This is a genomic window from Streptomyces sp. NBC_00637, assembly GCF_045161545.1.
Lineage (GTDB): Bacteria > Actinomycetota > Actinomycetes > Streptomycetales > Streptomycetaceae > Streptomyces.
The window spans coordinates 5,383,002-5,409,416 of sequence record NZ_CP109046.1 but is presented as its reverse complement, the minus strand read 5'-3'; the positions used below and the strand labels follow the sequence as shown (position 1 = coordinate 5,409,416).

At 72.9% G+C, this 26,415-nt stretch carries 21 protein-coding genes; 9 read left to right on the top strand and 12 right to left on the bottom strand.

Annotation, left to right across the window (positions count from 1 at the left end; translation table 11 throughout):
- Position 1 precedes the first annotated feature (1 nt).
- The gene (gene aroA, locus OG440_RS23760; protein ID WP_406008802.1) at positions 2 to 1,267 is read right to left on the bottom strand and encodes a 3-phosphoshikimate 1-carboxyvinyltransferase; all 1,266 of its coding nucleotides are present in this window, start codon (positions 1,265 to 1,267) and stop codon (positions 2 to 4) included.
- A gap of 5 nt (positions 1,268 to 1,272) precedes the next feature.
- On the bottom strand, positions 1,273 to 2,226 hold the full coding sequence (locus OG440_RS23755; RefSeq protein WP_406008801.1) for an EamA family transporter: 954 nt from the start codon (positions 2,224 to 2,226) through the stop codon (positions 1,273 to 1,275).
- Between the two features lie 87 nt (positions 2,227 to 2,313).
- Here OG440_RS23755 and OG440_RS23750 point away from each other — a divergent pair, with 87 nt between their 5' ends.
- From OG440_RS23750 to OG440_RS23740, 3 genes are all read left to right on the top strand, one after another.
- On the top strand, positions 2,314 to 3,222 hold the full coding sequence (locus OG440_RS23750; protein ID WP_406008800.1) for a LysR family transcriptional regulator: 909 nt from the start codon (positions 2,314 to 2,316) through the stop codon (positions 3,220 to 3,222).
- 429 nt (positions 3,223 to 3,651) lie between these two features.
- Positions 3,652 to 4,521, top strand: a complete 870-nt coding sequence (locus tag OG440_RS23745) for a haloalkane dehalogenase (protein ID WP_406008799.1) — start codon at positions 3,652 to 3,654, stop codon at positions 4,519 to 4,521.
- Positions 4,522 to 4,819: 298 nt separating this feature from the next.
- Positions 4,820 to 6,604: a glycoside hydrolase family 3 protein gene (locus OG440_RS23740; protein ID WP_406008798.1), complete on the top strand. Its 1,785-nt coding sequence runs from the start codon at positions 4,820 to 4,822 to the stop codon at positions 6,602 to 6,604.
- 113 nt (positions 6,605 to 6,717) lie between these two features.
- Here the strand turns inward: OG440_RS23740 and OG440_RS23735 are convergent, their stop codons facing one another.
- The 6 genes from OG440_RS23735 to OG440_RS23710 form a co-directional block, all read right to left on the bottom strand.
- Positions 6,718 to 8,148: a S28 family serine protease gene (locus OG440_RS23735; protein WP_406008797.1), complete on the bottom strand. Its 1,431-nt coding sequence runs from the start codon at positions 8,146 to 8,148 to the stop codon at positions 6,718 to 6,720.
- A 145-nt stretch (positions 8,149 to 8,293) separates the two neighbouring features.
- Positions 8,294 to 8,698, bottom strand: coding sequence for a hypothetical protein (locus tag OG440_RS23730; RefSeq protein WP_406008796.1), 405 nt, complete (start codon positions 8,696 to 8,698; stop codon positions 8,294 to 8,296).
- A gap of 82 nt (positions 8,699 to 8,780) precedes the next feature.
- Complete coding sequence (locus OG440_RS23725) at positions 8,781 to 8,918, bottom strand: hypothetical protein (protein ID WP_406011575.1); 138 nt, start codon at positions 8,916 to 8,918, stop codon at positions 8,781 to 8,783.
- A gap of 89 nt (positions 8,919 to 9,007) precedes the next feature.
- Entirely contained in the window at positions 9,008 to 12,772 is a 3,765-nt protein-coding gene (locus tag OG440_RS23720) for an ABC transporter ATP-binding protein (protein ID WP_406008795.1), read from the bottom strand.
- A 137-nt stretch (positions 12,773 to 12,909) separates the two neighbouring features.
- Positions 12,910 to 13,959 carry an esterase-like activity of phytase family protein gene (locus OG440_RS23715; RefSeq protein ID WP_406008794.1) on the bottom strand — a complete coding sequence of 350 codons (1,050 nt, stop codon included), beginning with the start codon at positions 13,957 to 13,959 and terminating at the stop codon, positions 12,910 to 12,912.
- 72 nt (positions 13,960 to 14,031) lie between these two features.
- On the bottom strand, positions 14,032 to 14,883 hold the full coding sequence (locus tag OG440_RS23710) for a serine hydrolase (RefSeq protein ID WP_406008793.1): 852 nt from the start codon (positions 14,881 to 14,883) through the stop codon (positions 14,032 to 14,034).
- A gap of 92 nt (positions 14,884 to 14,975) precedes the next feature.
- Between OG440_RS23710 and OG440_RS23705 the strand changes: the two genes are divergently transcribed.
- The 4 genes from OG440_RS23705 to OG440_RS23690 all read left to right on the top strand — a co-directional run bounded on the left by OG440_RS23705 (position 14,976) and on the right by OG440_RS23690 (position 19,472).
- Complete coding sequence (locus tag OG440_RS23705) at positions 14,976 to 15,341, top strand: hypothetical protein (protein ID WP_406008792.1); 366 nt, start codon at positions 14,976 to 14,978, stop codon at positions 15,339 to 15,341.
- Positions 15,342 to 15,544: 203 nt separating this feature from the next.
- On the top strand, positions 15,545 to 17,872 hold the full coding sequence (locus OG440_RS23700; protein ID WP_406008791.1) for a glycosyltransferase family 39 protein: 2,328 nt from the start codon (positions 15,545 to 15,547) through the stop codon (positions 17,870 to 17,872).
- A 210-nt stretch (positions 17,873 to 18,082) separates the two neighbouring features.
- On the top strand, positions 18,083 to 18,886 hold the full coding sequence (locus OG440_RS23695; RefSeq protein ID WP_351766374.1) for an endonuclease: 804 nt from the start codon (positions 18,083 to 18,085) through the stop codon (positions 18,884 to 18,886).
- A 235-nt stretch (positions 18,887 to 19,121) separates the two neighbouring features.
- Positions 19,122 to 19,472 carry a peptidase inhibitor family I36 protein gene (locus tag OG440_RS23690; protein WP_406008790.1) on the top strand — a complete coding sequence of 117 codons (351 nt, stop codon included), beginning with the start codon at positions 19,122 to 19,124 and terminating at the stop codon, positions 19,470 to 19,472.
- A gap of 3 nt (positions 19,473 to 19,475) precedes the next feature.
- Here OG440_RS23690 and OG440_RS23685 read toward each other — a convergent pair whose 3' ends face one another.
- From OG440_RS23685 to speB, 3 genes are read right to left on the bottom strand one after another with little or no spacing between them, the layout of a single operon-like run.
- Positions 19,476 to 20,135 (bottom strand): maleylpyruvate isomerase N-terminal domain-containing protein, encoded by a 660-nt coding sequence (locus OG440_RS23685; RefSeq protein WP_406008789.1) that lies wholly within the window; start codon positions 20,133 to 20,135, stop codon positions 19,476 to 19,478.
- Between the two features lie 28 nt (positions 20,136 to 20,163).
- Positions 20,164 to 21,861, bottom strand: coding sequence for a thiamine pyrophosphate-binding protein (locus OG440_RS23680; RefSeq protein WP_406008788.1), 1,698 nt, complete (start codon positions 21,859 to 21,861; stop codon positions 20,164 to 20,166).
- On the bottom strand, positions 21,858 to 22,826 hold the full coding sequence (speB, locus tag OG440_RS23675; RefSeq protein WP_406008787.1) for an agmatinase: 969 nt from the start codon (positions 22,824 to 22,826) through the stop codon (positions 21,858 to 21,860). The genes OG440_RS23680 and speB overlap by 4 nt, the downstream gene beginning before the upstream one ends.
- A gap of 201 nt (positions 22,827 to 23,027) precedes the next feature.
- On the opposite strand from speB, the gene OG440_RS23670 reads away from it, so the two are divergent.
- The gene (locus OG440_RS23670; protein WP_406008786.1) at positions 23,028 to 24,608 is read left to right on the top strand and encodes a PucR family transcriptional regulator; all 1,581 of its coding nucleotides are present in this window, start codon (positions 23,028 to 23,030) and stop codon (positions 24,606 to 24,608) included.
- Between the two features lie 62 nt (positions 24,609 to 24,670).
- On the top strand, positions 24,671 to 25,462 hold the full coding sequence (locus tag OG440_RS23665) for a phosphatase (protein ID WP_406008785.1): 792 nt from the start codon (positions 24,671 to 24,673) through the stop codon (positions 25,460 to 25,462).
- Between the two features lie 54 nt (positions 25,463 to 25,516).
- On the opposite strand, the gene OG440_RS23660 is transcribed toward OG440_RS23665, so the two are convergent.
- Positions 25,517 to 26,389, bottom strand: a complete 873-nt coding sequence (locus OG440_RS23660; RefSeq protein WP_406008784.1) for an acyl-CoA thioesterase — start codon at positions 26,387 to 26,389, stop codon at positions 25,517 to 25,519.
- Positions 26,390 to 26,415 lie beyond the last annotated feature (26 nt).

Below are 26,415 nucleotides of genomic sequence, written 5' to 3'. Positions count from 1 at the left end.
GTCACCCGTCCTTGCGCAGTGCCTTCGCCAGCTCCGCGAACGCCTCGTGGAAACCGGGGAAAGTCTTGCGGACGCAGCCGGGGTCGTCGAACGAGATTCCGGGGACACGCAGTCCCGTCACCGCGAAGGACATGACGATGCGGTGGTCGCCGTAGGTCTTGATGTCGGCACCCTTCAGCGCGCCGGCCTCGCGGGAAGCGCCCGCGTGGGGCCTGATCTCGATCCAGTCGGGGCCGGTCGCCACCTCGGCGCCCAGCCGCCGGAGGTTCTCCGCGCAGGCCTCCAGCCGGTCGCACTCCTTCACCCGCGTGTTCGCCACGTCCTCGATGCGTACGGGGCCCGAGGCGAAGGGGGCGATCGCGGCGAGGGTCGGCATGGTGTCGGAGATGTCCCGCATGTTGACCGTGACACCGCGGAGTTCACCGGTCCCGGACACGGTCGTGCGGTCCGCGCCGACGTCCACCCGGGCGCCCATCCGCCGCAGTACGTCCACGAACCCCAGGTCGCCCTGGAGCGCGCGCTCGCCGAGGCCCGGCACCGTCACCTCGCCGCCGGTCAGCGCGGCCGCCGCGAAGAAGTAGCTCGCGGTGGAGGCGTCGGGCTCGATCGCGTAGGTCGTGGCCCGGTAGCCGCCCGGCGGGACGACGTACGTGTCGCCCTCGCGCCCCACCTCCACCCCGAACGCCCGCATCATCGCGATCGTGATCTCGACGTACGGCACCGAGACCAGGTCCGTGACCGTGACGCGCAGGCCGGTGCGGGTGAGCGGGCCGAGCAGGAGGAGGGCGGTCAGGTACTGGGAGGACTGGCCGGCGTCCAGCACCACGTCCCCGCCCTCGACGCCGGACGCCCGCACGGTCAGCGGGTGGTGGCCCTCCGCCTCCTCGTGCCGCAGATCCACGCCCAGGTCGCGCAGGGCGCGGGTGAGCGGAAGGAGGGGGCGGCGGCGCATCTGCGGGGAGGCGTCGAACCGGTAGGTGCCGTGGCCGGCGGCGGCGAGGGTCGGCAGGAAGCGTGCCGTGGTCGCGCCGTCGCGGCAGTAGACGTCGGCCTCGGCGAGCGCCGGGCCCTGCGGGCGGCCGTCGACCTGCCAGGCGTCCGGTGTCCGTCCCACGCGGTAGCCGAGCCGCGTCAGGCCCTCGGCGAACCCCTCGGTGTCGTCGGAGCGGAGGGGGCGCTGGAGCGTGGTGACGCCGTCGGCTGCCGCCGCCAGGAAGAGGGCGCGGGCGGTGAGGGACTTGGAACCGGGGATGTCGACGAGGGCCATGCCCCTCATGATCCCGCGCCGCTCCGCTCCGGCGCCGGTACGTCCACGGGATGGACGAGTGTCGAGGCGGTGTCCCGCGGCCGGACGGCGGGCCCGACGGCCGTCCTCGCCGGGGCCAGGGAGGTCAGTGCCACGCCGCCCACCAGCAGTGCCGCCGCGCACCAGCGCAGGCCGCTCACCGGTTCGCCGAGGAACAGGGCGGCCGACGTCACGCCGAAGACGGGGACCAGGAGGGAGAAGGGGGCCACCGTGGACGCCGGGTAGCGGCGCAGCAGCAAGCCCCAGGCGCCGAACCCGAAGAGGGTGGTGACCCAGGCGACGTAGCCGACCGTGCCGACGCCCTGCCAGTCCAGCCCGCGCAGCGCGGTCAGGTCCCGCGACGGGCCCTCGGTCAGCACGGAGAGGGCGAGCAGCGGCAGCACCGGAACCGTGCTCACCCACACCATGAAGTTCAGCGCGTCCGGCGGTGAGGCCCGGCGGGTGAGCACGTTGGACGCGCCCCAGCAGACCGCCGCCCCGACGACCAGCGCGAACGCGCCGAGCGAACCGGAGGCGCCCTCGTCGGCCGCGGCCACCCCGATCCCGGCGAGGGCCACGGCCATGCCCAGCAGCCGGACCCGGGTCGGGCGTTCGCCGAGCACCGCGAAGGCGATGACGGCGGTGAACACCGACTGGATCTGGAGGACCAGCGACGACAGGCCGGCCGGCATGCCCGCGTCCATGCCGACGAACAGCAGCCCGAACTTCGCCACCCCCAGCACCAGGCCCACCGCCACGATCCACTTCCAGGCCACCTTCGGGCGGCCCACGAAGAACACCGCGGGCAGGGCCGCCAGCAGGAAACGCAGGGCCGAGAAGAGCAGCGGCGGGAAGTGACCGAGACCGATCTCGACGACGGTGAAGTTCACCCCCCAGACGGCGGCGACGAGGACGGCGAGGGCGAGGTGGGCGGGGCGCATACGCCGAGAATCACCCGGCCGAACCGTGAAGCACCAGCGATGATTGCTGCATGGTGGGATGAAGGAACGCTACCGATTGGACTCACGGTGCTCGATCTCCAGCGGCTGCGCGCCCTGCACGCCGTCTCCGTCCACGGCACGGTCGGCGCCGCGGCCGCCGCTCTCGGCTACACCCCGTCGGCGGTCTCCCAGCAGATCACCAAGCTGGAACGGGAGACCCGTACGGTGCTGCTCGAGCGGGCCGGGCGCGGCATCCGGCTCACCGACGAGGCACTCCAACTCGTCGCCACGGCCGAGCAGTTGCTGGCGATCGTCGAGCGAGCCGAGACGGGGCTCGAGGAGCGGCGCGGGGTGCCGGCCGGGCGGCTGACCATCGCCGCGTTCGCCTCGGCCGCGCGCGGGCTGCTGCCCGGCGTCCTCGCCGACCTGGCCCGCCGGCACCCGGCTCTGGACGCCCGGCTCACCGAGGTCGACCCGCATCTCTCCGTGGACCTGGTGGCGAAGGGGGCCGTCGATCTCGCCGTCGCGCACGACTGGGACATCGCGCCGCTGCCCGCCCCTGCCGGTGTCGAGCACGCGGTGATCGGCGACGACGCGTGCGATCTGCTGGTGCCCGAGGACCACCCCTTCGCGGGGCGGACCGGCGTACGGCGGGAGGAGCTGGGCGGGGAGCGATGGATCTGCCAGCCGCCGGGCCGGGTCTGTCACGACTGGCTGGTGCGCACGCTGCGGGCGGCGGGGCACGAGCCCGACCTCGTGCACACGGCCGAGGAGAATCCGACCCTCGTCGCCCTGGTGGCCGCCGGCCTCGGGGTCGCGCTCATCCCCCGCCTGGGGCGCGGCCCGCTGCCGGCCGGGGTCGTGGAGGTCCCGCTCGACCCGACGCCCGTCCGGCGGCTCTACGCGTTGTGGCGCACGGGGGCGGCCCGGCGTCCGGCCATCGCGGAGGCGGTACGGGTACTGCGCGAACAGTGGCCGAGGGCGTCGGCCCACTAGACGCCCCGGCACGGAGAGCGGGGAGCGGGGGCCCGGGGCCCCGGGGGGCGCGGGAGCCGGAGCCCGGGAGGCCCGGAGCCCGGGAGGCCCGGAGCCCGGGAGGCCCGGAGCCCGGGAGGCCCGGAGCCCGGGAGGCCCGGAGCCCGGGAGGCCCGGAGCCCGGGAGGCCCGGAGCCCGGGAGGCCCGGAGCCCGGGAGGCCCGGAGCCCGGGAGGCCCGGAGCCCGGGAGGCCCGGAGCCCGGGAGGCCCGGAGCCCGGGAGGCCCGGAGGCGGGCAGGCCCAGAGGCGGGGAGGCCCGGAAGCCCGGAGGCGGGGAGGCCCGGAGGCGGGGAGGCCCGGAAGCCCGGAGGCCCGGAAGCCCGGAGGCGGGGAGGCCCGGAGGCGGAAAATAGTAGCCATGTACATAATGTCTATGTACCGTGTCTCGCATGCCCACCACACGCGTGCTCGACTCGTTCATGCACCATGAGGAGCTCGGGGAGCCCGGGGACGGTCCGGTCTTCGTGTTCCTGCACGGCAACCCCTCCTCCTCGCACACCTGGCGGCACGTCCTGCCGGGCATCGGCTCGGGGCGGCTCCTCGCACCCGACCTCATCGGGATGGGCCGCTCCGGCAAGCCCGCCCACCTCGACCACCGGTTCGAGGACCACGCCCGTCACCTCGACGCCTGGTTCGACGCGCTCGGTCTGGACGACGTCGTCCTGGTCGGCCACGACTGGGGCGGCGCGCTCGCCTTCGACCGGGCCGCGCGGCACCCCGGGCACGTGCGCGGGATCGCCTTCTTCGAGTCCATCGTCAAGCCGCTGGCCTGGGAGGAGCTGACGCCCCAGGCGCGCAGCCGGTCGGAGACGATCCGCTCGGCGGCCGGGGAGACGATGCTCGACGAGAACCTCTTCGTACGGCAGGCGTACACCGGGGGCGTCCTCGACCCGGTGTCCGAAGCCGACCTCGCGGCCTACCTCGCGCCCTACCCGACCCGCGAGAGCCGCCGCCCGCTGCTCGCCTGGGCCCGCCAGCTGCCGCTGGGCGGGGAACCGGCCGAGCTCGTCGCCCGCATCGAGGCCTACGACGCCTGGCTCGCGAAGAGCGACGACGTGCCGAAGCTGCTGCTGACCTTCGAGGGCTCCCCCACGCTGCTCATCGGCCCGGAGACGGCGGCCTGGTGCGCCACGCACATCGCCGCCCTGGAGACCGTCCCGTGCGGCGCCGCCGGCCATCACGCCACCGAGGACCGGCCGACCGAGATCGCCACCGAGATCGCCGCCTGGGCCGACCGGCACGGTCTGCGCGCCGGGTGACGGCGCGCCGGACGGCCGCCCCACCGGACTCTCCTGTCGCACCCGCACCGACTTGCGGAAAACGGGGCACGACCGGGAACCCCGCCCGAGCGCCGCTCGTCCAACTCCCAAGCTGTCGGACGAGTCACCTCGGTGCGGTGTCGGCCCTCGCTGCTGGCTGCGATCGCTGACCCACCCTCTCCGCCGCACCGCGGCCCGGCAGTCGAGCCGTCATCGGCGCGCCCCCCTCCCATGCGCCGATGACGGCGCCGTCCGCGGGTAGCGTGCGCCACCGGTCCCCCCACCGGAAGGAGCGCACATGCCCTCCAGACGCACCGTCCTCGCCGCCGGCGCGGGCGTCACCGCAGCCCTGGCCGTCGACGGTCCGGCGTACGCGGACGACCCCCGTCCCGGCGAACTCCTCGCCCGTATGACCTTGGAGGAGAAGGTCGGCCAGGTCTTCGTGTCGCGGGTGTACGGCCACTCGGCGACCGCGCCCGACCAGGCCGACATCGACGCCAACCTCCGCGAACTCGGCGTCCGCACGGCAGCCGAGCTGCTCGCCCGCTACCGGCTCGGCGGCATCATCTACTTCGCCTGGGCGCACAACACCCGCGACCCGGGCCAGATCGCCGAACTCTCCAACGGCATCCAGCGGGCCTCCCTCGGGCAGCCGCACGGTCTGCCGGTGCTGATCTCCACCGACCAGGAGCACGGTGCCGTCTGCCGGGTGGGCCGCCCGGCCACCCTCTTCCCGGGCGCCATGGCGATCGGCGCCGGGGGGAGCCGCACCGACGCCCGTACCCTCGGCCGCCTCGCCGGCCGTGAGCTGCGGGCGATGGGCATCCGGCAGGACTACTCCCCCGTCGCCGACGTCAACGTGAACCCGGCCAACCCGGTCATCGGCGTCCGCTCCTTCGGAGCCGACCCGGCCGCGGTGGGGGCCCTGGTCGCGGCGGAGGCCGAGGGCTACCGGGCGTCGGGAGTGGCGGCGACCGCCAAGCACTTCCCCGGGCACGGCGACACGACCGTCGACAGCCACACCGGCTTCCCCGTCATCACCCACTCGCGCGAGGAGTGGGAGACGCTGGACGCGGTGCCCTTCCGGGCGGCGATCGCGGCCGGCATCGACTCCCTCATGACCGCGCACATCCTGGTCCCCTCCCTCGACGACTCCGGTGACCCCGCCACCCTCTCCCGTCCGATCGTCACCGGTCTCCTGCGCGAGACCCTCGGCTACGACGGGGTCGTGGTCACCGACGCCCTCGACATGGCGGGCGTCCGCACGAAGTACGGCGACGCCCGGGTGCCGGTGCTCGCGCTGAAGGCCGGCGTCGACCAGCTCCTCAACGCGCCGGACCTGGACGTGGCGTGGAACGCCGTCCTGAAGGCCGTACGGGACGGGGAGCTCACCGAGCGGCGGCTCGACGTGTCGGTCCTGCGGATCCTGCGGCTGAAGGCACGGCTGGGGCTCTTCGACGACCCGTACGTCGGCACGGCCGAGGTCGGACGGACGGTCGGGGCGCCGGAACACCTCGCCGCGGCCGACCGGATGGCCGAGCGGACCACGACGCTGCTGGTCGACGAAGGGTCACTGCTGCCGCTCTCGCCCCGGACCCACCCCCGGCTCCTGGTCGTCGGCGCCGATCCGGCCTCCCCCACCGGCACCACGGGCCCGCCCACCGGCGTCCTGGCCGCCGCCCTCACCGCACTGGGGTTCCGGGCGACCGCCCTGTCCACGGGCACGGCCCCCTCCGCCGAGACGATCGCCGGGGCGGTGACGGCCGCGGCCGGGGCGGACGCCGTGGTGGTCACGACCTACAACGTCACGGCGGCCGACTCGCAGCGGACGCTGGTGGAACAACTGGCCGCGACCGGGCGCCCGGTGGTGGCGGTGGCCGTCCGCAACCCGTACGACGTGGCACGACTCCCGTCCGCCCGGGCCTGCTTGGCGACCTACTGCTGGACCGACGTCGAACTGCGGGCCGCCGCCCGGGTGATCGCCGGGACGGTCGCGCCGCGCGGGAAGCTGCCGGTGCCCGTGCGGCGGGCGGACGACCCGACGCAGGTGCTGTATCCGATCGGGCACGGCCTGACGTACTAGGCGTACGCGCACGGCGGGCCGTGGACGCCGGGCATCTCGCCCGGTCGTCCACGGCCCGCATCACCTCGCCCCGCGGCCCCCGGTGGGGTGCGCGGGGCCGGTGTGCGTCACGCTCACGGACGCAGCGCGGGCTCCCGCTCCACGTCGCGGACGTCCAGCTTCGCGTCGAACTTCGCCAGCGGCTCGGCCCGGGACACGGCGGTGGGCGCGACCCCCGCCCAGGCCAGGATGCGGGCCGTGGCCAGCGCCTTCTGGTCGGCGACCAGACCGGCGACGTTCGCGCCGTGGTTCAGGCCGGGGGCCGTGAAGACGTAGCTGTCCTTCGCTCCGCTGCCGAGCCGGAAGCGTTCCGCGCCCCACGGGTCGTTCTGGCCGTAGACGAAGAGCATGTGGTGGGCGTGGTGCTCGACCCACGTGTCGACGTCACGCATCGCCCGCGGCTGGAACCTCATGGTGATGTCGCGGGGGACGAAGTTGCGCGGGGGCTGGTAGCCGTAGCGGATGTACTTCTTCTCGATGGACGGGAAGTGGATGGTGGGGGCGCCCAGTTGGGTGCCCGCCTGGTAGTAGTACGGGGTGTACGGGGCCAGGCCCTGGTCCGTGTAGAACGAGAAGCCCGAGATCGTGTCGACGGACGTCCAGATCTCGTCGTCCGTCGCCGTGGCCGCGTCCGCCGGGATCGACTCGCAGTCGGACAGCAGGCTGTACTGCCAGAAGCCCCAGACGTAGTCGAGGACGACCGCCTCGTAGGCGCGGTCCAGGCCGCCGATGGTGTCGAAGGTGAAGCCCTCCGCCGCCGCGTAGTCCGCGTACTTCTTCTCCAGCGGCTCCCGGCGCACCAGCGCCTCGCGCTGTACGGCGTTCAGGCGGTCGCGGCACTCCTTGGTGCCGACGCTCGCGAAGAAGCGGTCGTAGGCGGAGTCCTCGTCGTTGACGACGTCGTTCGGGGCCACGTAGGCCACCACGCCGTCCATGTCCTTGGGGTAGAAGCGCTCGTAGTAGGTCGCCGTCATGCCGCCCTTGGAGCCGCCCGTGGAGATCCAGTTCTTGGAGTAGATCTTCTTCAGCGCCTTGAAGACGCGGTGCTGGTCGCTCGCCGCCTGCCAGATGTCCAGCTTGGACCAGTCGGCCGGGTCGGGGCGGGAGGGCGTGAAGAAGCGGTACTCCAGGGAGACCTGGTTGCCGTCCACGATCTGGGTGGGCTCGCGGCGGCTGGGGGTGGTGGAGACGTTGTAGCCGCCGGTGTAGAAGACCGTGGGGCGCGCGGTGTCCTTGTGCAGCACGGTGATCCGCTGCTGGAACGTCCCCTTGGCGGGGTGCCGGTGATCCACCGGCTGGGTGTAGTTCAGGACGAAGTAGCGGTAGCCGGGGTACGGCTTCTCCTCGACCAGGCTCATACCCGGTACGGCGAGGAGCTGGTCCTTGATGTCCGTACCGGCGGTGGCCTTGGGCTCGGCGGCGGTGGCCGCCCCTGCCGTGGCCGCCGTACCCAAGGTGCCTATGAGCACCGTGAGTGCCAGCAGCCATCTGAGCGCCTTGCGCATGCGCGTGCACCCTCCCTGTGAGACAGATGTGCGTCGCCGGAAGCTATCGGAGCAACACCCGTCACACCAGAGGGGATTGACGCGGCGTCGGCCCACCGCGGTGAATCCGGCCGAGGACTTTCCCCCGGCCGGGTTCGGCAAGGTCTCAGCAGAGGATCCAGCCCGACCGGTACGAACCGCCGGCCACCGCGCCCGTCACCCGCACGCACCGGTGCCCCGCGTAGACCCTGGCCGGCGGTGAACTACGCGTGTGCTTCCTCGACTTCGACACGGCGACATGACCACGCGCCTGCACACTCACCGAGATCAGCCGCTTGGTGCCGGGGTTCTTCTGGACGGTGACGGCGCAGACGTAACCGCCGCCCTTGTAGACCAGCACGGAGCCGGTGGAGAAGGGCAGGGTCCGCACCTTGCGGCCCGGGCAGGACGAGGCGGAGGTCGCCGCCTGGGCGCTGCCCGGCGCGACGACGGCGAGCAACCCCGACACGACCAGCAGGACCAGCCCGAGCACCAGCCGCCTGACCGTCCCGCTTCTCGCACCTGTGCCCACGGTTCCCGCCCCTCCCACGTCCGCCGTACACCCGATCGCCGTACTGATGTACGGACGCACGACGGCCGCAGAATGGTTGCCCTCACACCGCCGCGGGCTCGTCCTCGCCGACGAAGGTGCGCCACAGACGGGCGTAGCGGCCGTCCAGGGCGAGGAGCTCGTCGTGGGTGCCGTCCTCGACGACCCTTCCGTGGGCTGAACCTCCCCCTGTCGCCCTCACACCGCTCGGCCCTGGCGGGCCTCCCGGGCTTCGGGACGACGGCCGGACTCCGCCCGGCTCGCCGACCTCGGCCACGAGATACCGGCGCCTCACACCGCCGCGGGCTCGTCCTCGCCGACGAAGGTGCGCCACAGACGGGCGTAGCGGCCGTCCAGGGCGAGGAGCTCGTCGTGGGTGCCGTCCTCGACGACCCTTCCGTGGTCCATGACCACGACGCGGTCCGCTCGGGCGGCGGTGGTGAGGCGGTGGGCCACGACCAGGGTGGTGCGGCGGCCGGCCAGGCGGTCCGTGGCCTGGTTGACCTGGGCTTCCGTGGCCAGGTCGAGGGCGGCTGTCGCCTCGTCGAGGAGCAGGACGTCCGGGTCGACCAGTTCGGCGCGGGCCAGCGCGATCAGCTGGCGCTGGCCGGCCGAGAGGTTGCGGCCGCGTTCGGCGACCTCGTGGAGGTAGCCCCCGTCGAGGGTGGCGATCATCTCGTGCGCGCCGACCGCCCTGGCCGCCGCCTCCACCTCGGCGTCGGTGGCGTCGGGCCGGCCGTAGGCGATGGCGTCACGGACGGTGCCGGGGAAGAGGTACGCCTCCTGCGGGACGACGCCCAGGCGGTGGCGGTACGAGGTGAGGTCGAGGGAGCGGAGGTCCGTGCCGTCGACGGTGACCCGGCCGCCGGTGGGGTCGTAGAACCGGGCCACCAGCTTGACCAGGGTCGACTTGCCCGCGCCGGTCTCGCCGACGAAGGCGACGGTCTGGCCGGCCGGGATGCGCAGGTCGATACCGGTCAGGGCGTCTTCGGGTTCGTCGGCGGAGCCGTACCTGAAGTGCACGTCCTCGAAGGCGATCTCGCCGCGCAGGGAGAGGACCTCCTCCGGCTCGTCGGCGGACTTCGTGGACGTCGGCTCCCGGAGCAGTTCCTGGATCCGGCCCAGGGAGACGGTCGCCTGCTGGTAGCCGTCGAAGACCTGGGAGAGCTGCTGGACGGGGGCGAAGAACAGGTCGATGTAGAGGAGGTACGCGACCAGCGCGCCGGTGGTGAGGCTCGCCGCGTCCACCCGGCCGGCGCCCACGATCAGGACCGCCGCCGCCGCGACGGACGACAGCATCTGCACGAACGGGAAGTAGATCGAGATCAGCCACTGGCCGCGGATGCGCGCCTCGCGGTAGTCGGCGCTGCGCCGCGCGAACCGAGCGGCGCCGTCCCGCTCGCGGCGGAAGGCCTGCACGATCCTCAGCCCGGACACCGACTCCTGGAGGTCGGCGTTGACCGTCGACACCCGCTCGCGGGCGAGCTCGTACGCCTTCACGCTCGCCCGGCGGAAGAAGTACGTGGCGACGATCAGGGGCGGGAGCGTCGCGAAGACGACCAGCGCGAGCTCCACGTCGATGACCAGCAGGGCGCCCATGATCCCGAAGAAGGTGACGACCGAGACGAAGGCGGTGACCAGGCCGGTCTGGAGGAAGGTGGAGAGGGCGTCGACGTCCGTCGTCATCCTCGTCATGATCCGGCCGGTGAGCTCCCGCTCGTAGTAGTCGAGTCCGAGCCGCTGGAGCTGGGCGAAGATCTTCAGCCGGAGGCTGTAGAGGACGCGTTCGCCGGTGCGGCCGGTCATCCGGATCTCGCCGGTCTGCGCGACCCACTGCACCAGCACGGCGAGCAGCGCCAGCAGCGAGGCCGCCCAGACGGCGCCCAGCGCCGCCCGGGTCACGCCCTGGTCGATGCCGTGCCGGATCATCACCGGCAGCAACAGGCTCGTCCCGGCGTCGACGGCGACCAGGCCGAGGCTGACGAGGAGGGGCGCGCCGAAGCCGTGCAGCAGCCTGCGCAGGCCGTAGGACTTCTCCGGCCGGACCGCCTGGCGCTCGTCGATGCCGGGGGTGTCGGCGGCCGGCGGCAGGGCGTCGATCTGGGCGAGCAGCTCGGGGGTGGCCGGCATCCCGGACAGGGTGGTGTCCTTCGGCTCCCGGTCGCCGGTCCACAGCCGGGGGGTCACCCCGCGCTCGGCGTCGAACTCGGCGTCCAGTTCGTCGCGGACGGAGGTGTCCTCGCCGGGCGAGGGGGATCCTCCCGCTCGAGCGAAGCCGAGACTCGGGGAGGGCAGGGTGTGGCCGGGCGAGACCCCGCCGAGCTCGTCGGGGTCGGTGAGCAGGCGGCGGTAGAGCGCGGAGCGTTTCTGGAGCTCCTCGTGGGTGCCGAGGTCGGCGAGGCGGCCGGCGTCCAGGACGGCGATGCGGTCGGCGAGGTTGAGGGTGGAGCGGCGGTGCGCGATGAGCAGGGTCGTGCGGCCGCGCATGACCTGCTGGAGGGCCTCGTGGATCTCGTGCTCGACCGCCGCGTCCACGGCGGAGGTCGCGTCGTCGAGGACCAGCAGGCGCGGGTCGGTGAGGATCGCCCGGGCGAGCGCGACGCGCTGGCGCTGGCCGCCGGAGAGGGTGAGCCCGTGCTCGCCGACCGTCGTGTCGTAGCCCAGGGGCAGCTCGGCGATGAACCGGTCGGCCTGGGCGGTGCGGGCGGCCGCCTCGATCTGCTCCTGGGTGGCGTCGGGACGTCCGTAGGCGATGTTGGCGCGGACGGTGTCGGAGAAGAGGAACGAGTCCTCGGGGACCAGGCCGATCGCGGCCCGCAGCGAGTCGAGGGTGAGCTCGCGGACGTCCTGGCCGCCGATGAGGACGGCGCCCCGGCCGACGTCGTAGAAGCGGGGCAGCAGGAGGGAGACGGTGGACTTCCCGGAGCCGGAGGAGCCGACCACCGCGAGGGTCTCGCCGGGGCGGATCTCGAAGCTGAGGCCGTCGAGGACGGGCCGGCCGGGGTCGTAGCCGAAGGTCACGTCGTCGAACTCGACGGTGGCGGGGGCGTCGGCGGGCAGCGCCTTGGTGCCGTCCTTCATCGACGGCTCGGTGTCGATCAGCTCCAGGACACGTTCGGTGCCCGCGCGGGCCTGCTGGCCGACCGTGAGGACCACGGCGAGCATCCGCACCGGGCCGACGAGCTGCGCGAGGTAGGTGGAGAAGGCGACGAAGGTGCCGAGGGTGATGTGGCCGCCCACGGCCAGCCAGCCGCCGAGCGCCAGCATGGCGACCTGGCCGAGGGCGGGGACGGCCTGGAGGGCGGGGGTGTAGGCCGAGTTCAGGCGGATCGTGCGCAGCCGGCCGGCGAAGAGCCGGCGGCCGACCTCGCGCAGCTTGCCCGTCTCCTGGTCCTCCTGGCCGAAGCCCTTGACGACGCGTACGCCGCTGACGGCTCCGTCGACCACGCCCGCGACGGCCGCCGCCTGGGCCTGGGCGTACCAGGTGGCGGGGTGGAGCTTGGTGCGGCTGCGGCGCGCGATGTAGGCGAGGGCGGGCGCCACGGCGAGGGCGACCAGGGTGAGCGGGAGGGACAGCCAGGCCATGATGACCAGGGAGATCAGGAAGAGGAGCAGGTTCCCGATCGTCATCGGGAGCATGAAGAGCAGACCCTGGATGAGCTGGAGGTCGCTGGTGGCGCGGCCCACGACCTGGCCGGTGGACAGCTCGTCCTGACGCCGGCCGTCGAGGCGGGTGATCGTGTCGAACATCTCGGTCCGCAGGTCGTGCTGGACGTCGAGGGCGAGCCGTCCGCCGTAGTAGCGGCGGACGTACGTGAGGACGTAGACGAGGACGGCGGCGGCGAGCAGGGCTCCGGCCCAGGGCGCCATGCCCCGGGTGTGGTCGCCGATCACGTCGTCGATGATCACCTTGGTGACCAGCGGGACCAGCGCCATGACGGCCATGCCCCCGAGCGAGGAGCCCAGCGCCAGCAGGACGTCCTTCGGGTGCCGCCAGGCGTATCCGGCCAGTCTGCGCGCCCAGCCCGGCCGCCGCTCCCCCTGCTGTACCGCCACGCCGGTGCCTTCCTGTCGTCCAGTCGTCCAGTCGTCCTGGGCTGCCGGAAGGCACCAACGCCGAAACAAGCGGATTTCATCCCTCCGCAACAATCGGGAACACACGGTCACAGCCGGTCAGCGGCGGCCGGACACGGTCAGACGCGTACGCGCAACCGGTAGAAGCGGGTCGTCTGTGCCGCGTTCTGGTTGTCGTCGCTGACCAGGAGCACCTCCACGCGGCCCTTGGTCCGGCCCGTGATCACCATGCCCTCGATGTTGTCGAGCAGCGGGTTCGGCTGGGGCTGCTCGGCGGTCGCTCCCAGTGACGGGCAGTTCACGATGTCGGCGAGGAGCTTCTTCCTCACCGGGCGCACGCCGTCCTGGCCCGTGAGGTTCGCGACGCCGGCGGTGTCCGTGGCGTGGCGGGGGTCGGCCAGGTAGAGGCGGACCGTGTTGCCGACGCCGGTGGTGAAGCCGCGCTCCAGGACCAGGAGCCGGCCGTCGGGCAGGGCCTGGACCTCGGGGACGCCGAGGCCGGCGTCGGCGCGGTAGGCGTACTGGGCGGCGAGCCGGAAGTGGTCGCCCCTGGTCCTGGTCCAGGTCTGGAAGCGGACGATGCCCGCGCTGTCGCCGGAGATCGCGTACTCCATCGACGCCAGGAGGGTGCGTCCGCCGGGCAGCAGCGTCAGCCCCTCGAAGGTCTGGTTGGCCGTGGCGCGGCCGGCCGGGGCGACGAGCAGCGAGGCGGGCACCGGGAGGCGGTCGAGGATCTCGCCCTCGGCGCGGTAGCGGCGGACGGACGGCTCGGTCTCGGAGGTGACGAGCCGGGTGCCGTCCCGGTCGACGGCGAGACCCTCACTGTCGAGTGCGGCGCCGCTCTCGTCGGCGAGCGGGACGACCGACCGCGGGGCGAGGGTCTTCGCTTCCAGGCCGAACAGCGAGGAGCGGTCGGAGAGGGCCGCGAGGGAGCCGTCCCGGTCCAGGGCGAGTGCGGAGAAGTTGCCGACGAAGGTGCCGTCGAACGTCGTCTTGTCGAGGGCGTCGGAGAAGCCGGCCAGGGAGACGGCGGGTGAGCATGCGTGGCCCGTGGCCGTGTCGGCGGCCGTGGTCGTGGCCGGGCGGGCGTCGGCGGGCCCGGCGGCGGCGAGAGTGGTGGCCGCCGCCAGGCCGGCGGTGAGGGTGGCGAGTACGGTTCGCAGGCGCATGGGCGCCACCGTAGGCCGGGTCGGTGACGGGCGGTGGGACACCGTGTAAAGGCTCGATCAGGAGGGGCTCGATCAGGACGCGGCCAGGTCCTTGTGGATGACCTTGGCGACGCCCTGGATGGTCGAGATGCCGTAGTTCATCGTGCTGTTGCCGTGGGTGAGGATGGTCATGACGTAGTCGTGGCCGCCGCCCTGGAACGTGCCGACGCTGTGCACCCGCCAGCCGTGCGTGCTGCGCGACAGCCACCCGTTCTTGACATGCCAGCTCACCCCGGCCGGCCTGCCGTAGGGGGTGCCCCAGCGCTGCGTCGAGACGACCTTGCCCATCAGCGTGTTGACGTAGCCGCGCGAGGCGTCGGTGAGGACCGTATTCCTGGCGGTGAGCAGCTTCAGCAGCTTCTGCTCGTCGGTGACGGTGATCTGGGTCAGGCCCCAGTAGCCGTTGGCGCCCGGCTTGGTCTGGGTCATCTTCGCGGCCGTCAGGAAGTTCTTGATCCTCGTCGGGCCGAGCTGCTTCCACAGGGTGGAGGTGGAGGCGTTGTCCGACTTGGTGATCATGGCCGTGGCGAGGGTCTTCTCCCGGCTGGTCAGCGCCCGGCCGGTCTTCTGCGCGTCCCACAGCAGCGCGGAGAGGACGGTGACCTTGACGACGCTGGCCGAGTCGAATGCGGTGGAGGCACGCAGGGTGCACGTGGTGCCGGTGGTGCGGTCGTAGAGGCCGACGGCGACCGTGCCCTTGCGGTTCGCGAGGGCGGCGGTGATGTCCTTCTTCAGCTTGGCCGCGAGGCCGGCCTTGGCCGAGGTACAGCTCACGGTGGGGGTGGCGGCCGCGGCGGGTGCGGCGGCGGCCACGCCGGCCATGAGGACGCCGGCGGTGAGCCCGGCGCCGAGCAGCCTGCTGCTTCTTCGTGTCCGGTGAGTCATGACCTGTTGACTCACACACATGAGCGAAAGTTGTACTCACGTTCCCTACACGGAAGTTCGTAACTCCCGGGAGCGCGGGGCATGCATGAGGGATGCCGACCGAGACAACGAACGGACACCGTACGGCCGGGAAGTTGCGCGCCGCCCTGTGGGTGCTGCGCCACCTCGGAACGCCCGAGGCGAAGGCACCCGACGTGCAGAGGTTCCGCCGGAAGAAGGTGCCCGTCGAGCTCGTCGGCGACGGCCTGAGGACCCTGGCGAGGGACCTGCTGCTCGCGCGGAGCCGGGGCGGAGAACGATGGCGGGCGGCCGTCGAAGTGTTCCGTGAGATACCGGACTTCCTGCAGGCCGCCCTACCCGGCAGCACGATGGACCCCGCCGAGGAGGCGGCTTTCATCGCCGGATTCCAGGAGCAACTCACGCACTACAAGGAGAGGTTCGACGTACTTCCGCGCTGAGGCGGCCACGCGTGCGGTGATGTCCGCACCGGCGGACGGATGCCCGGGGGCACCGGGCGACGAGTGAGGCGCGCCCTTCCGGACAGCCGCAGGGAGGATCGCCGGGTGGCCCCGGCTCCTCTCTTACCCACCTCTCACCCACCCACAGGCTGCCCCAAGGCTGACCACAGCTCGCACTCATCGGCCGTCTGCACGGTGCACTGGTGACATCTGCCACCGATCCACTCCCCCACCCGAACGCGCCCACCGCCGTGTCCCCGGACTGGGCGCCTCCGTCGACCTCCGAGAGGGCCCCCGCGCCACCTCCGCCGGACAAGGCGCCGCGCTGGTCGCTCCCCGCGCTGATCGTGATCATGATCCTGGCGGGCGTGCTGTACTCCTGGAACCTGTCCGGATCCAGCCTCAACAGCTTCTACAGCGCCGCGGTCTACAGCGGTACGCAGAGCTGGAAGGCGTGGTTCTTCGGTTCGCTGGACGCCGGCAACTTCATCACCGTCGACAAGCCGCCGTTCGCGCTCATGATCATGGGCCTGTCCTGCCGGATCCTCGGGTTCGGCACCTGGCAGATGATGCTGCCGGAGGTGGCGGCGGCGCTGGGCACGATCTGGATCCTGCACTCCTCCGTGAAGCGGGTCTTCGGACCCGCGGCGGCCGCCGTCGCGGCCCTCGTGCTCGCGCTGACGCCGATCACCGTCGCCATCAACCGCGACAACAACCCGGACACCGTTCTCGTCCTGCTGATGGTGGCCGGTGCGGCCCTCGCCCTGCGCGCCACCCGCGACGACCGGCTGCTGCCGCTCCTCGGCTCCGCGGTCTGCTTCGGGCTCGCCTTCAACACCAAGATGCTCCAGGGCTACATCGCCCTGCCCGCCGTCTTCGCCGTCTACCTGTACGCGTCGAGGCTCGGCTGGAGGAAGAAGGCCGTGAACCTGGCGCTGGCCGCCGTGGCGCTGGCCGTGGCCAGCTTCTGGTGGGCGACGGCGGTGTCCCTGGTGCCCGCCGACGACCGCCCGTACATCGGCGGTTCGACCGACGGCAGCGCCTGGGACCTGATCATGGGCTACAACGGCCTGGGCCGGGTCCTCGGCGGCGAGGGCAACGGCGGGGGCGGCGGAGGCGGCGGCTCCTTCGCCGGGACCGCCGGCATCGGCCGCATGTTCAACGACGTGCTCGGCGGCCAGATCTCCTGGCTGATCCCCTTCGCGGGTATCGCGCTCGTCGCCGGCCTGGTGCTGCGCGGCCGCGCCCCGCGCACCGACCTCACCCGCGCCGCGCTGGTGCTGTGGGGCGGCTGGCTGGTGCTGCACTACCTGACCTTCGCCATGGCCGAGGGCACCATGCACCCGTACTACACGACGGCGCTCGCCCCGGGCATCGCGGCGCTGTGCGGAGGCGGCGGCGTCATGCTGTGGCGCGCCCTGCGCGGCGGCGACGCCCGCTGGTCGTGGGTGCTGCCCGCCGGGCTCGCGGTCACCGGCGTCTGGGCGATCGTGCTGCTGCGGCGCGCCACCGGCTGGAACACCTGGCTGTGGCCGGTCGTCGGCGTGCTCATGGTCCTCGCGATCACGGGCCTGTTCGTCCTGCGGTCCGCGAGCTCCGGCACCAGGGTCCGGCTGCTCGGCGTGTCCGTCGCCGCGGCGATCGTGGCGGCTCTCGCCGGCCCGACGGCGTACGCCGCCTCGCCGGCCTTCGACTCCTCCACCGGCGGCGGCATGGGCGGCAGCAACCCCACCGCGGGCCCGTCCACGGGCGGCGGCATGGGTGGTCCCGGCGGCGGTGGCCGCGGCGGCTTCGGCGGCGGTCCCGGCGGCCAGGCCCAGGGTGACGGCACCCGGCAGGGCGGCCAGGCGAACGGCGAGTTCCCCGGCGGCGGCAACGGCCAGATGACACCGGGCGGCGGCACCGGCGAAATCCCCCAGGGCGGCGGTGCTCCCGGCGGCGCGCCGAGCGGCGGCCAACAGGGCGGCGCGAACGGTGAGTTCCCCGGCGGCGGCGAGAACGGCGGCGAGAACGGCACGGCTCCGGGCGGCGGCACCGGTGGTGGCCCCGGCGGGGCAACCGGCGGCGGGACGGGCGGAGCCGACAGCGAGCTGATCTCGTACCTGGAGAAGCACCAGGACGGCGCCACCTGGCTGATCGCGGTCTCCAACTCGCAGAGCGCGGGCCAGATGATCCTCAGCAGCGGCAAGCCCGTCATCTCGATGTGGGGCTTCACCGGCAGCGACCAGGCGATGACCCTCGCCAAACTCGAGGAACTGGTGAAGAAGGGCGAGCTGCACTACATCCAGCTCGGCGGCGGCGGCATGGGCGGCAACAGCGCCCTGAACCAGGAGATCACCGCCTGGGTGCAGAAGAACGGCACGGCGGTGCCGACGAGCGCCTACAGCTCGACGTCGGGCTCCACGGCCGGTTCGGGCACCGCGTCCGGGTCCGGCTCCGAGTCCTCCGGGGCGGACGCCTCGGGCACGGACACCTCGACGCAGAGCGGCCAGTCGGCGATCTACCGACTGGACGCCTCGGACGTGAGCTGACCGCCCCGGCCCAACGCCGGCGAGCGGCCCCCGACTTCACGGTCGGGGGCCGCTTCCGTGTAACAACTCGCGTTCAACTCGCGTAGACAAGGGGCAGTTTGCCGGTTCCCTTCACCTGATGGACACGTCGGATTCATTGCCATGACCGCATGTGCATGTCACTCTCCCGATTGCCGCCTCCAATCAACCCGCGTAGATCGGACACCCCACATGCTGGCGACACGCATACGCCGATGGAAGTCGGTGGCCCTTGCCACCACTGCCGTCCTGGTCGGTCTCACCGCGCCCGCGCTCACCGCGACCCCCGCCGCGGCGACCACGACGGCATACGACTCGACGTACTACAAGAACGCGGTCGGCAAGACGGGTACGAGTCTGAAGTCCTCGCTGCACACGATCATCAGCAGCCAGACGAAGATCTCGTACTCCGCGGTCTGGGACGCTCTGAAGGCCACCGACCAGGACCCGAACAACAGCAGCAACGTGATCCTGCTGTACAGCGGTGTCTCGCGCAGCAAGTCCCTCAACGGCGGTGACGTCGGCGACTGGAACCGCGAGCACACCTGGGCCAAGTCCCACGGCGACTTCGGCGAGGTGACCGGTCCGGGCACCGACCTGCACCACCTGCGTCCCGCGGACGTCCAGGTCAACAGCATCCGCGGCAACCTGGACTTCGACAACGGCGGCAGCGCGGTCACCAACGGCGGCGGCAGCACCGTCGACTCCGACTCCTTCGCGCCGCGCGCCGCGGACCGGGGCGACGTGGCCCGCATGATCCTCTACATGGCCGTGCGCTACGAGGGTGACGACGGCTTCGCCAACCTGGAGCCCAACGAGAAGGTCGGCAACGGCAGCAACCCGTACATGGGCAAGCTCTCCGTCCTCAAGGCGTGGAACGAGGCGGACCCGCCGAGCGCCTTCGAGGAGAAGCGCAACCAGGTCATCTACGACACCTACCAGCACAACCGCAACCCGTTCATCGACCACCCGGAGTGGGTCGAGGCGATCTGGTAGGACCCGCGGCGCGACCGCGGAGGGGCTGAACTTCCCGTCCCCCACCGGGAGGTTCGGCCCCTCTCGGCGTGTCCGGGCCCACCCGGCGGAGGAATCGGTGTGATGGAACGACCAGTTCCCTCACACCGGTGAAGTCAATCTTCGACCCGGGCATGTCGGACCGCCCGGACGCGAGGCTGGGCGCGCCTCGGCAGATCCGCCGGAGCGATCCCGACTCCCTTTCCCGGAGACGTTCATGAAGCTTCGCGCCTGGTCCTTCGCCGCCGCTCTCGCCCTCACCGCCCTCGCCCTGCCCGCCCAGAGCGCCTCGGCGGCCGCCGCGCCCTCCTGTCCCGACGGATCGATCTGCTTCTACAGCGGCGAGAACTTCGGCGGCAGCAGCTGGGAGTGGACCGCCCGCAGCGGCTACCGCGACATGCCGCCCGCCCTGCACGACCACGTGGGTTCGTTCGTCGCCAGTACCCGCGCCTGCTTCATCAACTGGGGCCCGGTGGAGAAGCGGAACGTCTTCAACGCCGACTACCGCACCCGCTACCTGGGCGACTTCGGCGGCCGGATCGACGCGGTGGGTCCGGGCGCCTGCTGAGCCCTACCGCTCGCCGTCGCCGCGAGGGACGCCGTACCAGCGCCACCGCGTGCGGCTCGCGTGCCCCGGGAGCTCTCCCCGGCCGGTGGCCCACAGCAGGGTGGGCCACCGGTCGGTGCCGGTCGGGGCGTCCGGGAAGAGCCTCACCAGCACCCGGTCGCACAGTGCGGCGTCCGGTTCCCACGGGACTCCGAGCCCCTCGGCGACGTCGTGCAGATGCACCAGCGTCTCGACGACACCCATGGCGGCGAACCCCTCGGGGTCGGAGGCCCCGAAGACGTGATGCGACCTGACGCTCGCCGGCGTAGTCCGCACCATGGCGGTCAGCAGCGCCCCGCAGGTCTCCAGCACCTGCGCGAGTCCGGCCGGCCCGGCACTCCGGTCCGCGAAGACGACGTTCGCCGGCCCGCCGGGCCGCTCCGCGCGCCACACGAAGGGCACCTCGGTGTCCGACGGCCCGCCCCGCGCGCCCAGTTGGGCGGCGTAGGCGAACAGGTCGTCGGCCAGATGCTCGACCGTCTCCCGGCAACTCCATTCCAGGGAACCGGCCTTGGCGTCCCAGTCGGCCGCCTCGGCCCCGCGCAGGGCCGCCACCGCCAGCCGGACGGCCTCCCGCACGTCGTCGGCGGTGACGGGGCCGGGTGATCCGTGTGGTGCAGACATGGCGGGACCGTATCAACCCGGCGATCGCCTACGACGGGGAGAGATGCGTCGGCGCGAACATCCGCAGCACCGCCGGGAGGAGGACCACCGAAGGTCCGGGCGTGGACAACGCCTTCGCCAGATCCGCCTCCAGGGTCTCGGGAGACGTCCGCACCCCCGGCACCCCGAAGGACTCCGCCAGGGCCACGTAGTCCGGGCGGGTCAGTTCGGTGGCGGTGGGCTCGCCGAAGGCGTCGGTCATGTACTCGCGAAGGATGCCGTAACCGCCGTCGTCGATGATCAGCCAGGTGACGTCGAAGCCGTACTGCTTGGCCGTCGCCAGCTCCGCGATCGAGTACAGGGCGCCGCCGTCGCCCGACACCGCCAGCACCGGTCGGGTCGGGTCGGCCGCCGCCGCGCCCAGCGCCGCCGGGAAGCCGTAGCCGAGGCCGCCCGAACCCTGCGCCGAGTGCATGTGGTTGGGGCCCTTCGCGTCGAAGGCGGACCAGGCCCAGTACGCGAGAATCGTCATGTCCCAGAACGACGGGGAGTCGGCCGGCAGCGCCTTGCGGACCGACGCCAGCACCTCCTGTTCCAGGGTGAGTTCCTGGGCGGCGATACGGTCGGCGACCTTCGCGAGGACCTCCCGGACGCGTTCGGCGGCTCCCGCCCGCGTCCGGTCCGTCACCGTCACCGTTTCCAGCAGCGCCTGCAACGCCAGTCGCGCGTCCGCGTGGATGCCGAGCGCTGGATGGTTCGACTCCAGCTTCCCCAGGTCCGCCTCGATCTGGACGACCCGGCCCCGCGGCGCGAACGTGTGGTAGTTCGAGGAGAGTTCGCCGAGCCCCGAGCCGACGACCAGGAGGACGTCCGCGTCCTCGAGGAAGTCCGTGGTGTGGCGGTCCTCGATCCAGGACTGGAGCGAGAGGGGGTGCGTCCAGGGGAACGCGCCCTTGCCGCCCGGCGTGGTGACGACCGGCGCCTGCAGAAGCTCCGCCAGCTGCCTGAGCTTGCCCGAGGCGTCCGCCCGTACGACTCCGCCGCCCGCGATGATCGCCGGACGGGCCGCCTTCGACAGCAGGTCGGCCGCCACGGCGGTCAGTTCGGGGCGCGGCGGCAGCTCTTCGGGGAAGGCGTCGCCGCCCGTGACGACCGGGATCGTCGTCGGAGCGAGCAGCACGTCCTGGGGGATCTCCACCCACACCGGGCCGTGCGGCACGGTCAGCGCGGACTTCCAGGCCGCCTCGATCGCGGACGGGATCTGCGACTGGGCGCGGACGGTGTGGACCGACTTCACCACGCCTCGGAACGAGGCCGCCTGGTCGGGCAGTTCGTGCAGATAGCCGTGGCGGCCGCCGCCGAGGCCGGCCGTCGGGACCTGGCTGCTGATCGCCAGCACCGGCGCCGAGGCGGCCGCCGCCTCCTGGAGCGCCGCGAGCGAGGTCAGCGCGCCCGGGCCGGTCGACAGCAGCAGCGGGGCCGCCTCACCGGTGATCCGGCCGTACGCGTCCGCCGCGAACCCCGCGTTGTTCTCCACCCGCAGGCCGATGTACCGCAGCGAGGAGCGGCGCAGCGCGTCGAACATGCCGAGCGCGTGCTGGCCGGGCAGCCCGAAGACGGTGGTCGCGCCGAGCCCGGCCAGGGTCTCCACGACCAGGTCTCCGCCGCCTCGCCCGGCGGGAGGGTTCAGCGCGGCGGCGGTCTGCGCCTCCGTCGGGCGGAGCACCAGGTCGTGGTCGTGAGTCACTGCGCGCGAGCCTCGGCAATCTGTCGGGACATGATCGTGGTCAGTTCGTACGCCGTGTGGGACGCGGCCACCGACGTGATCTCCGCGTGATCGTACGCGGGGGCCACCTCGACGACGTCCGCCGAGACCAGGTTGCACGAGGCCAGGCCGCGCAGGATCTCCAGGAGCTCGCGCGAGGTCATGCCGCCCGCCTCCGGGGTCCCGGTGCCGGGGGCGTGCGCCGGGTCCAGGCAGTCGATGTCGATGGAGATGTAGAGGGGGCGGTCTCCGATGCGCTGCCGCAGCTGGTCGGCGATCTCGTCGGCGCCACGCCGGTACACGTCCGCCGAGGTGACGATGCCGAAGCCCATCTTCTCGTCGTCGGTCAGGTCCTGCTTGCCGTACAGCGGGCCGCGGGTGCCGACGTGGGAGAGGGCCTCGGTGTCGAGGATGCCCTCCTCCACGGCCCGGCGGAACGGCGTGCCGTGCGTGTACTCCGCGCCGAAGTAGGTGTCCCAGGTGTCGAGGTGCGCGTCGAAGTGGAGCAGGGCCACGGGTCCGTGCTTGCGCGCCACCGAGCGCAGCAGCGGCAGCGCGATGGTGTGGTCGCCGCCCAGGGTCATCAGGCGGGCTCCGGTGCCCAGCAGGTCGTCGGCCGCCGCCTCGATGGTCTCCACGGCCTCGTGGATGTCGAACGGGTTCACCGCGATGTCGCCGCCGTCCGCCACCTGGGCGAGGGCGAACGGGGAGGCGTCCTGCGCCGGGTTGTACGGCCGCAGCAGCCGGGACGCCTCGCGGATCGCGTTGCCGCCGAAGCGGGCGCCCGGGCGGTAGGAGACACCCGAGTCGAACGGCACGCCCACGACGGCGACGTCGGCGCGGCCGACCTCGTCGAGGCGGGGCAGCCGGGCGAAGGTCGCGGGGCCGGCGTACCGCGGGATGCGCGAGGAGTCGACGGGGCCGCGGGGCGTCTCGTTGCCGCTCATGGTTCGTATGCCTTCTTTCCTACGCTTCGTCGCGTATGTACCGCTTCCTGTCCGACTCTACCGGGGAGCCGGATCGGGTCCGGACGCGCGTTCGGGTCGCGGGGCCGGAGATGCGCCAACGACCCTAGGCGTCAGGCGAGCGGCTGCGAAGTGTACGTTTCATCCATCCGACGAGGCACGAGTGGAGGGAACGCACACCCCATGCCCGAACCGACCACCCCCGCCGACCCCGCCACCCCTCCCGTCCCGACCACCCCCGCCCCACCCACCGCCCCTTTCGTTCCGAACACGCCTCCCACCCCGCCGGTCCCGCTCGCCGCCCTGCTCGCCCGCGAGGATCTCGCCCTGCGGCAGATCGCGGGGCCCGCCGGTCCCGGCATCGTGCTGCACGCGGCCCACACCTCGGAGATGGCCGACCCGTACCCGTATCTGCTGGGCGGCGAGCTGCTGCTGACGGCGGGCGTGCACATCCCGGAGGCGGCGGCGGGGCCGGAAGGGGACGCCCACGGCCGGGCGAAGGCGGGTCCCGGGAGCTTTTTCGAGGACTACGTCTCACGGATCGTCGCGTCGGGCGGCGCGGCCCTCGGGTTCGGGGTCGCGCCGGTGCACGACACCGTGCCCAGGGCGCTGGTCGCCGCCTGCGAGGCGTACGGGCTGCCGCTCCTGGAGGTGCCGCCGCAGACGACGTTCTCGGCCGTGGCCCGCGCGGTGTGGCAGCTGATGGAGCGGGCCCGCACCGCCGAGCTGCGCCGGGTGACCGAGGCCCAGCAGAGCCTCGCGGCCGCCGCCTCCCGGCCGGACCCGGTCCCGTCCGTCCTGCGCCGGCTCGCCCAGCGGGTCGGGGGGCGCGCGGTGCTCTACGGGCCGGAGGGGACGGAGATCGCGGCGGCGGGACAGGCCTCCGCGGCGGACGTGCCCCTCGCCGGGCTCGCCCGGCTCCTGCTCTCCCGGGCGTCCGCCACCGCCGGCGACACCGCCCCCGACGGGACCCACCTCGCCGCCTACGCGCTCGGAGCCGGCCGGGGATTCGTGCTCGGGGTGGCGACGCCCCGGCGCGACCCCGGGGACCACACCATCGCCTCCGTCGCCGCCGTCCTGCTCTCCCTCCTCACCGGCGAGCAGCAGAGCGGCTCGGGGGCGGCCCGTTCCTCGGCGCTCGTACGGCTGCTGCTGGGGGCCGCGCCCGCCGAGGTGGCCCCGCTGCTGGGCGGCGAGCGGTGGCTCGTCGTGCACGGCAGGCCGGACGCGCCGGCTCCCGGCCCGGTGGCGGCCTCCGCGCTCGGCGCCGGTCTCGGATCGCCGCTGGTCGACCTCGCGGACGACGTCGTGCGGGTCCTCGTCCCGGCCGACGGCGCGCCGCAACCGCAGCCGCAGCCGGGCTGGACGCTCGGCGTCAGCGCGGACGCGGTCCCCGCCGACTGGCCGGCCGCCGACGCGCAGGCGGCCCGCGCGCTGGCCCGGGCCCGCGCCACCCGCACGGCACTCGTCCGCCACGGCTCGGGGTCCGCTCTGCTGGACCTGGTGCCCGACGACGCGGCCCGGGCCCACGCCCGGGCGCTGCTCGCCCCGCTCCGGGCGGGCACAGCGAGCGCCGCGCTCGTCGAGACGCTGCGCACCTGGCTCTCCCTGCACGGCAGTTGGGACCGTACGGCGGTGGCCCTGGCCGTGCACCGCAACACCGTGCGGCAGCGGATCACCCGCTGCGCGGCCCTGTTGGGCACGGACCTGGACGATCCGGACGTCCGGATGGAGCTGTGGTTCTCGCTGAAACACACGGAGTGACGCGTGTCCCAGCGTCCGGAACAGCACGGACGCGCACAGCCCGCTGCCTCACAATGGAGACCATGCCGATACCCGGGACGCCCAGCCGCGCCGAACTCGTCGACCACCTCGTCAGAACCCGTATCGCCGGGGACGTCGCCACTCCCCGCGAGAACAACCTCTCCCACTACCGCCAGCTCGCGAACGGTGTGCGCAACTTCTGGCTCGGCCTGGAACTCGGCGACCGCTGGACCGACGAGCAGGACGTGCTCGCGGTGATGGCGGAGCGGGTGGGCGTGAACGACGATCCCGAGTTCCGCTACGGCCAGGACACCATCGACCCCGAGCTGACGGTCGACGGCCTGGACCGGCTCGCGGCCCGGCTGCGCAAGGCGGCCGAAGGACGGCAGCGGGTCCTCTTCGCCACCGGCCACCCGGGCGGTCTCCTCGACGTGCACCGTGCCACCGCCGCCGCCCTGCGCGAGGCCGGCTGCGAGATCGTCGTCATCCCGGAGGGGCTCCAGACGGACGAGGGGTACGTCTGGCAGCTGGCCGACGTGGCGGTCCTCGAACACGGCGCCACGCTCTGGCACACCCACTCGGGCGAACCGATGAAGGCCATCCTCACCGCGCTCGAACGCGAGGGCAGGCCGCTGCCCGACCTGGTCGTCGCCGACCACGGCTGGGCGGGCTACGCCGGGCAGCACGGCGTCGACTCCGTCGGCTACGCCGACTGCAACGACCCGGCGCTGTTCATCGCCGAGTCGGAGGGCACCGTCCAGGTGGCGGTCCCCCTCGACGACCACGTGGTCAGCCCGCGCCACTACGACGTGATGACGGCGTACCTGCTGGCGGCGGCGGGACTGACCGAGTAGGCGACGGACGAACCCCGAAAGGGGCGCCGCACTCGCGGGTGCGGCGCCGGGCGCTCAGCCGCGCCGGGGGGCGCGGACCACACCCTCCTGGATCACCGAGACGGCGAGCCGCCCGTCCTGCGTGTAGATGCGGGCCTGGCCGAGGCCGCGGCCGCCGTGCGCGGACGGCGACTCCTGGTCGTAGAGCAGCCACTCGTCGGCGCGGAACGGACGGTGGAACCACATCGCGTGGTCCAGGGACGCTCCCACCACGTCGCCGACCGCCCAGCCACCGCGCCCGTGCGCGAGGAGCACCGAGTCGAGGAGCGTCATGTCGGAGACGTACGTGGCGAGGACGACGTGCAGCAGCGGATCGTCGGCCAGCTTGCCGTTGGCGCGGAACCAGACCTGGGAGTGCGGCTCGCGCGGCGCGCCGTAGCTGCCGTACGGCGGCTCGTCGACATAGCGCAGGTCGACCGCCTCGCGGGCCTCCAGGAACCGCTCGACGACCTCGGGGTCGAGGTGGGCGTAGCCGCGCAGCCGTTCCTCGGAGGTGGGCAGCGTGGCCGGGTCCGGGGCGGGCGGCATGGGCGCCTGGTGGTCGAAGCCCTCCTCGTACCGCTGGAAGGAGGCGGACAGCGCGAAGATCGGCTGTCCGTGCTGGACGGCGACGACCCGGCGCGCGGTGAACGACCGGCCGTCGTTCATCCGGTCGACCGTGTAGACGATGGGCGCGCCCGGGTCGCCCATGCGCAGGAAGTACGCGTGCAGGGAGTGGGCGAGACGGTCCTCGGGGACCGTCCGTCCGGCGGCGACCAGCGCCTGCGCCGCCACCTGCCCGCCGAAGACGCGCGGGACGACGGCGGAGCGGGACGCGCCGCGGAAGATGTTCTCCTCGATCTGCTCGATGTCGAGCAGATCGAGGAGATCCTGTAGTGCCTGGCTCATGGCATCCGGTTGTAGCGGCCCGTCGT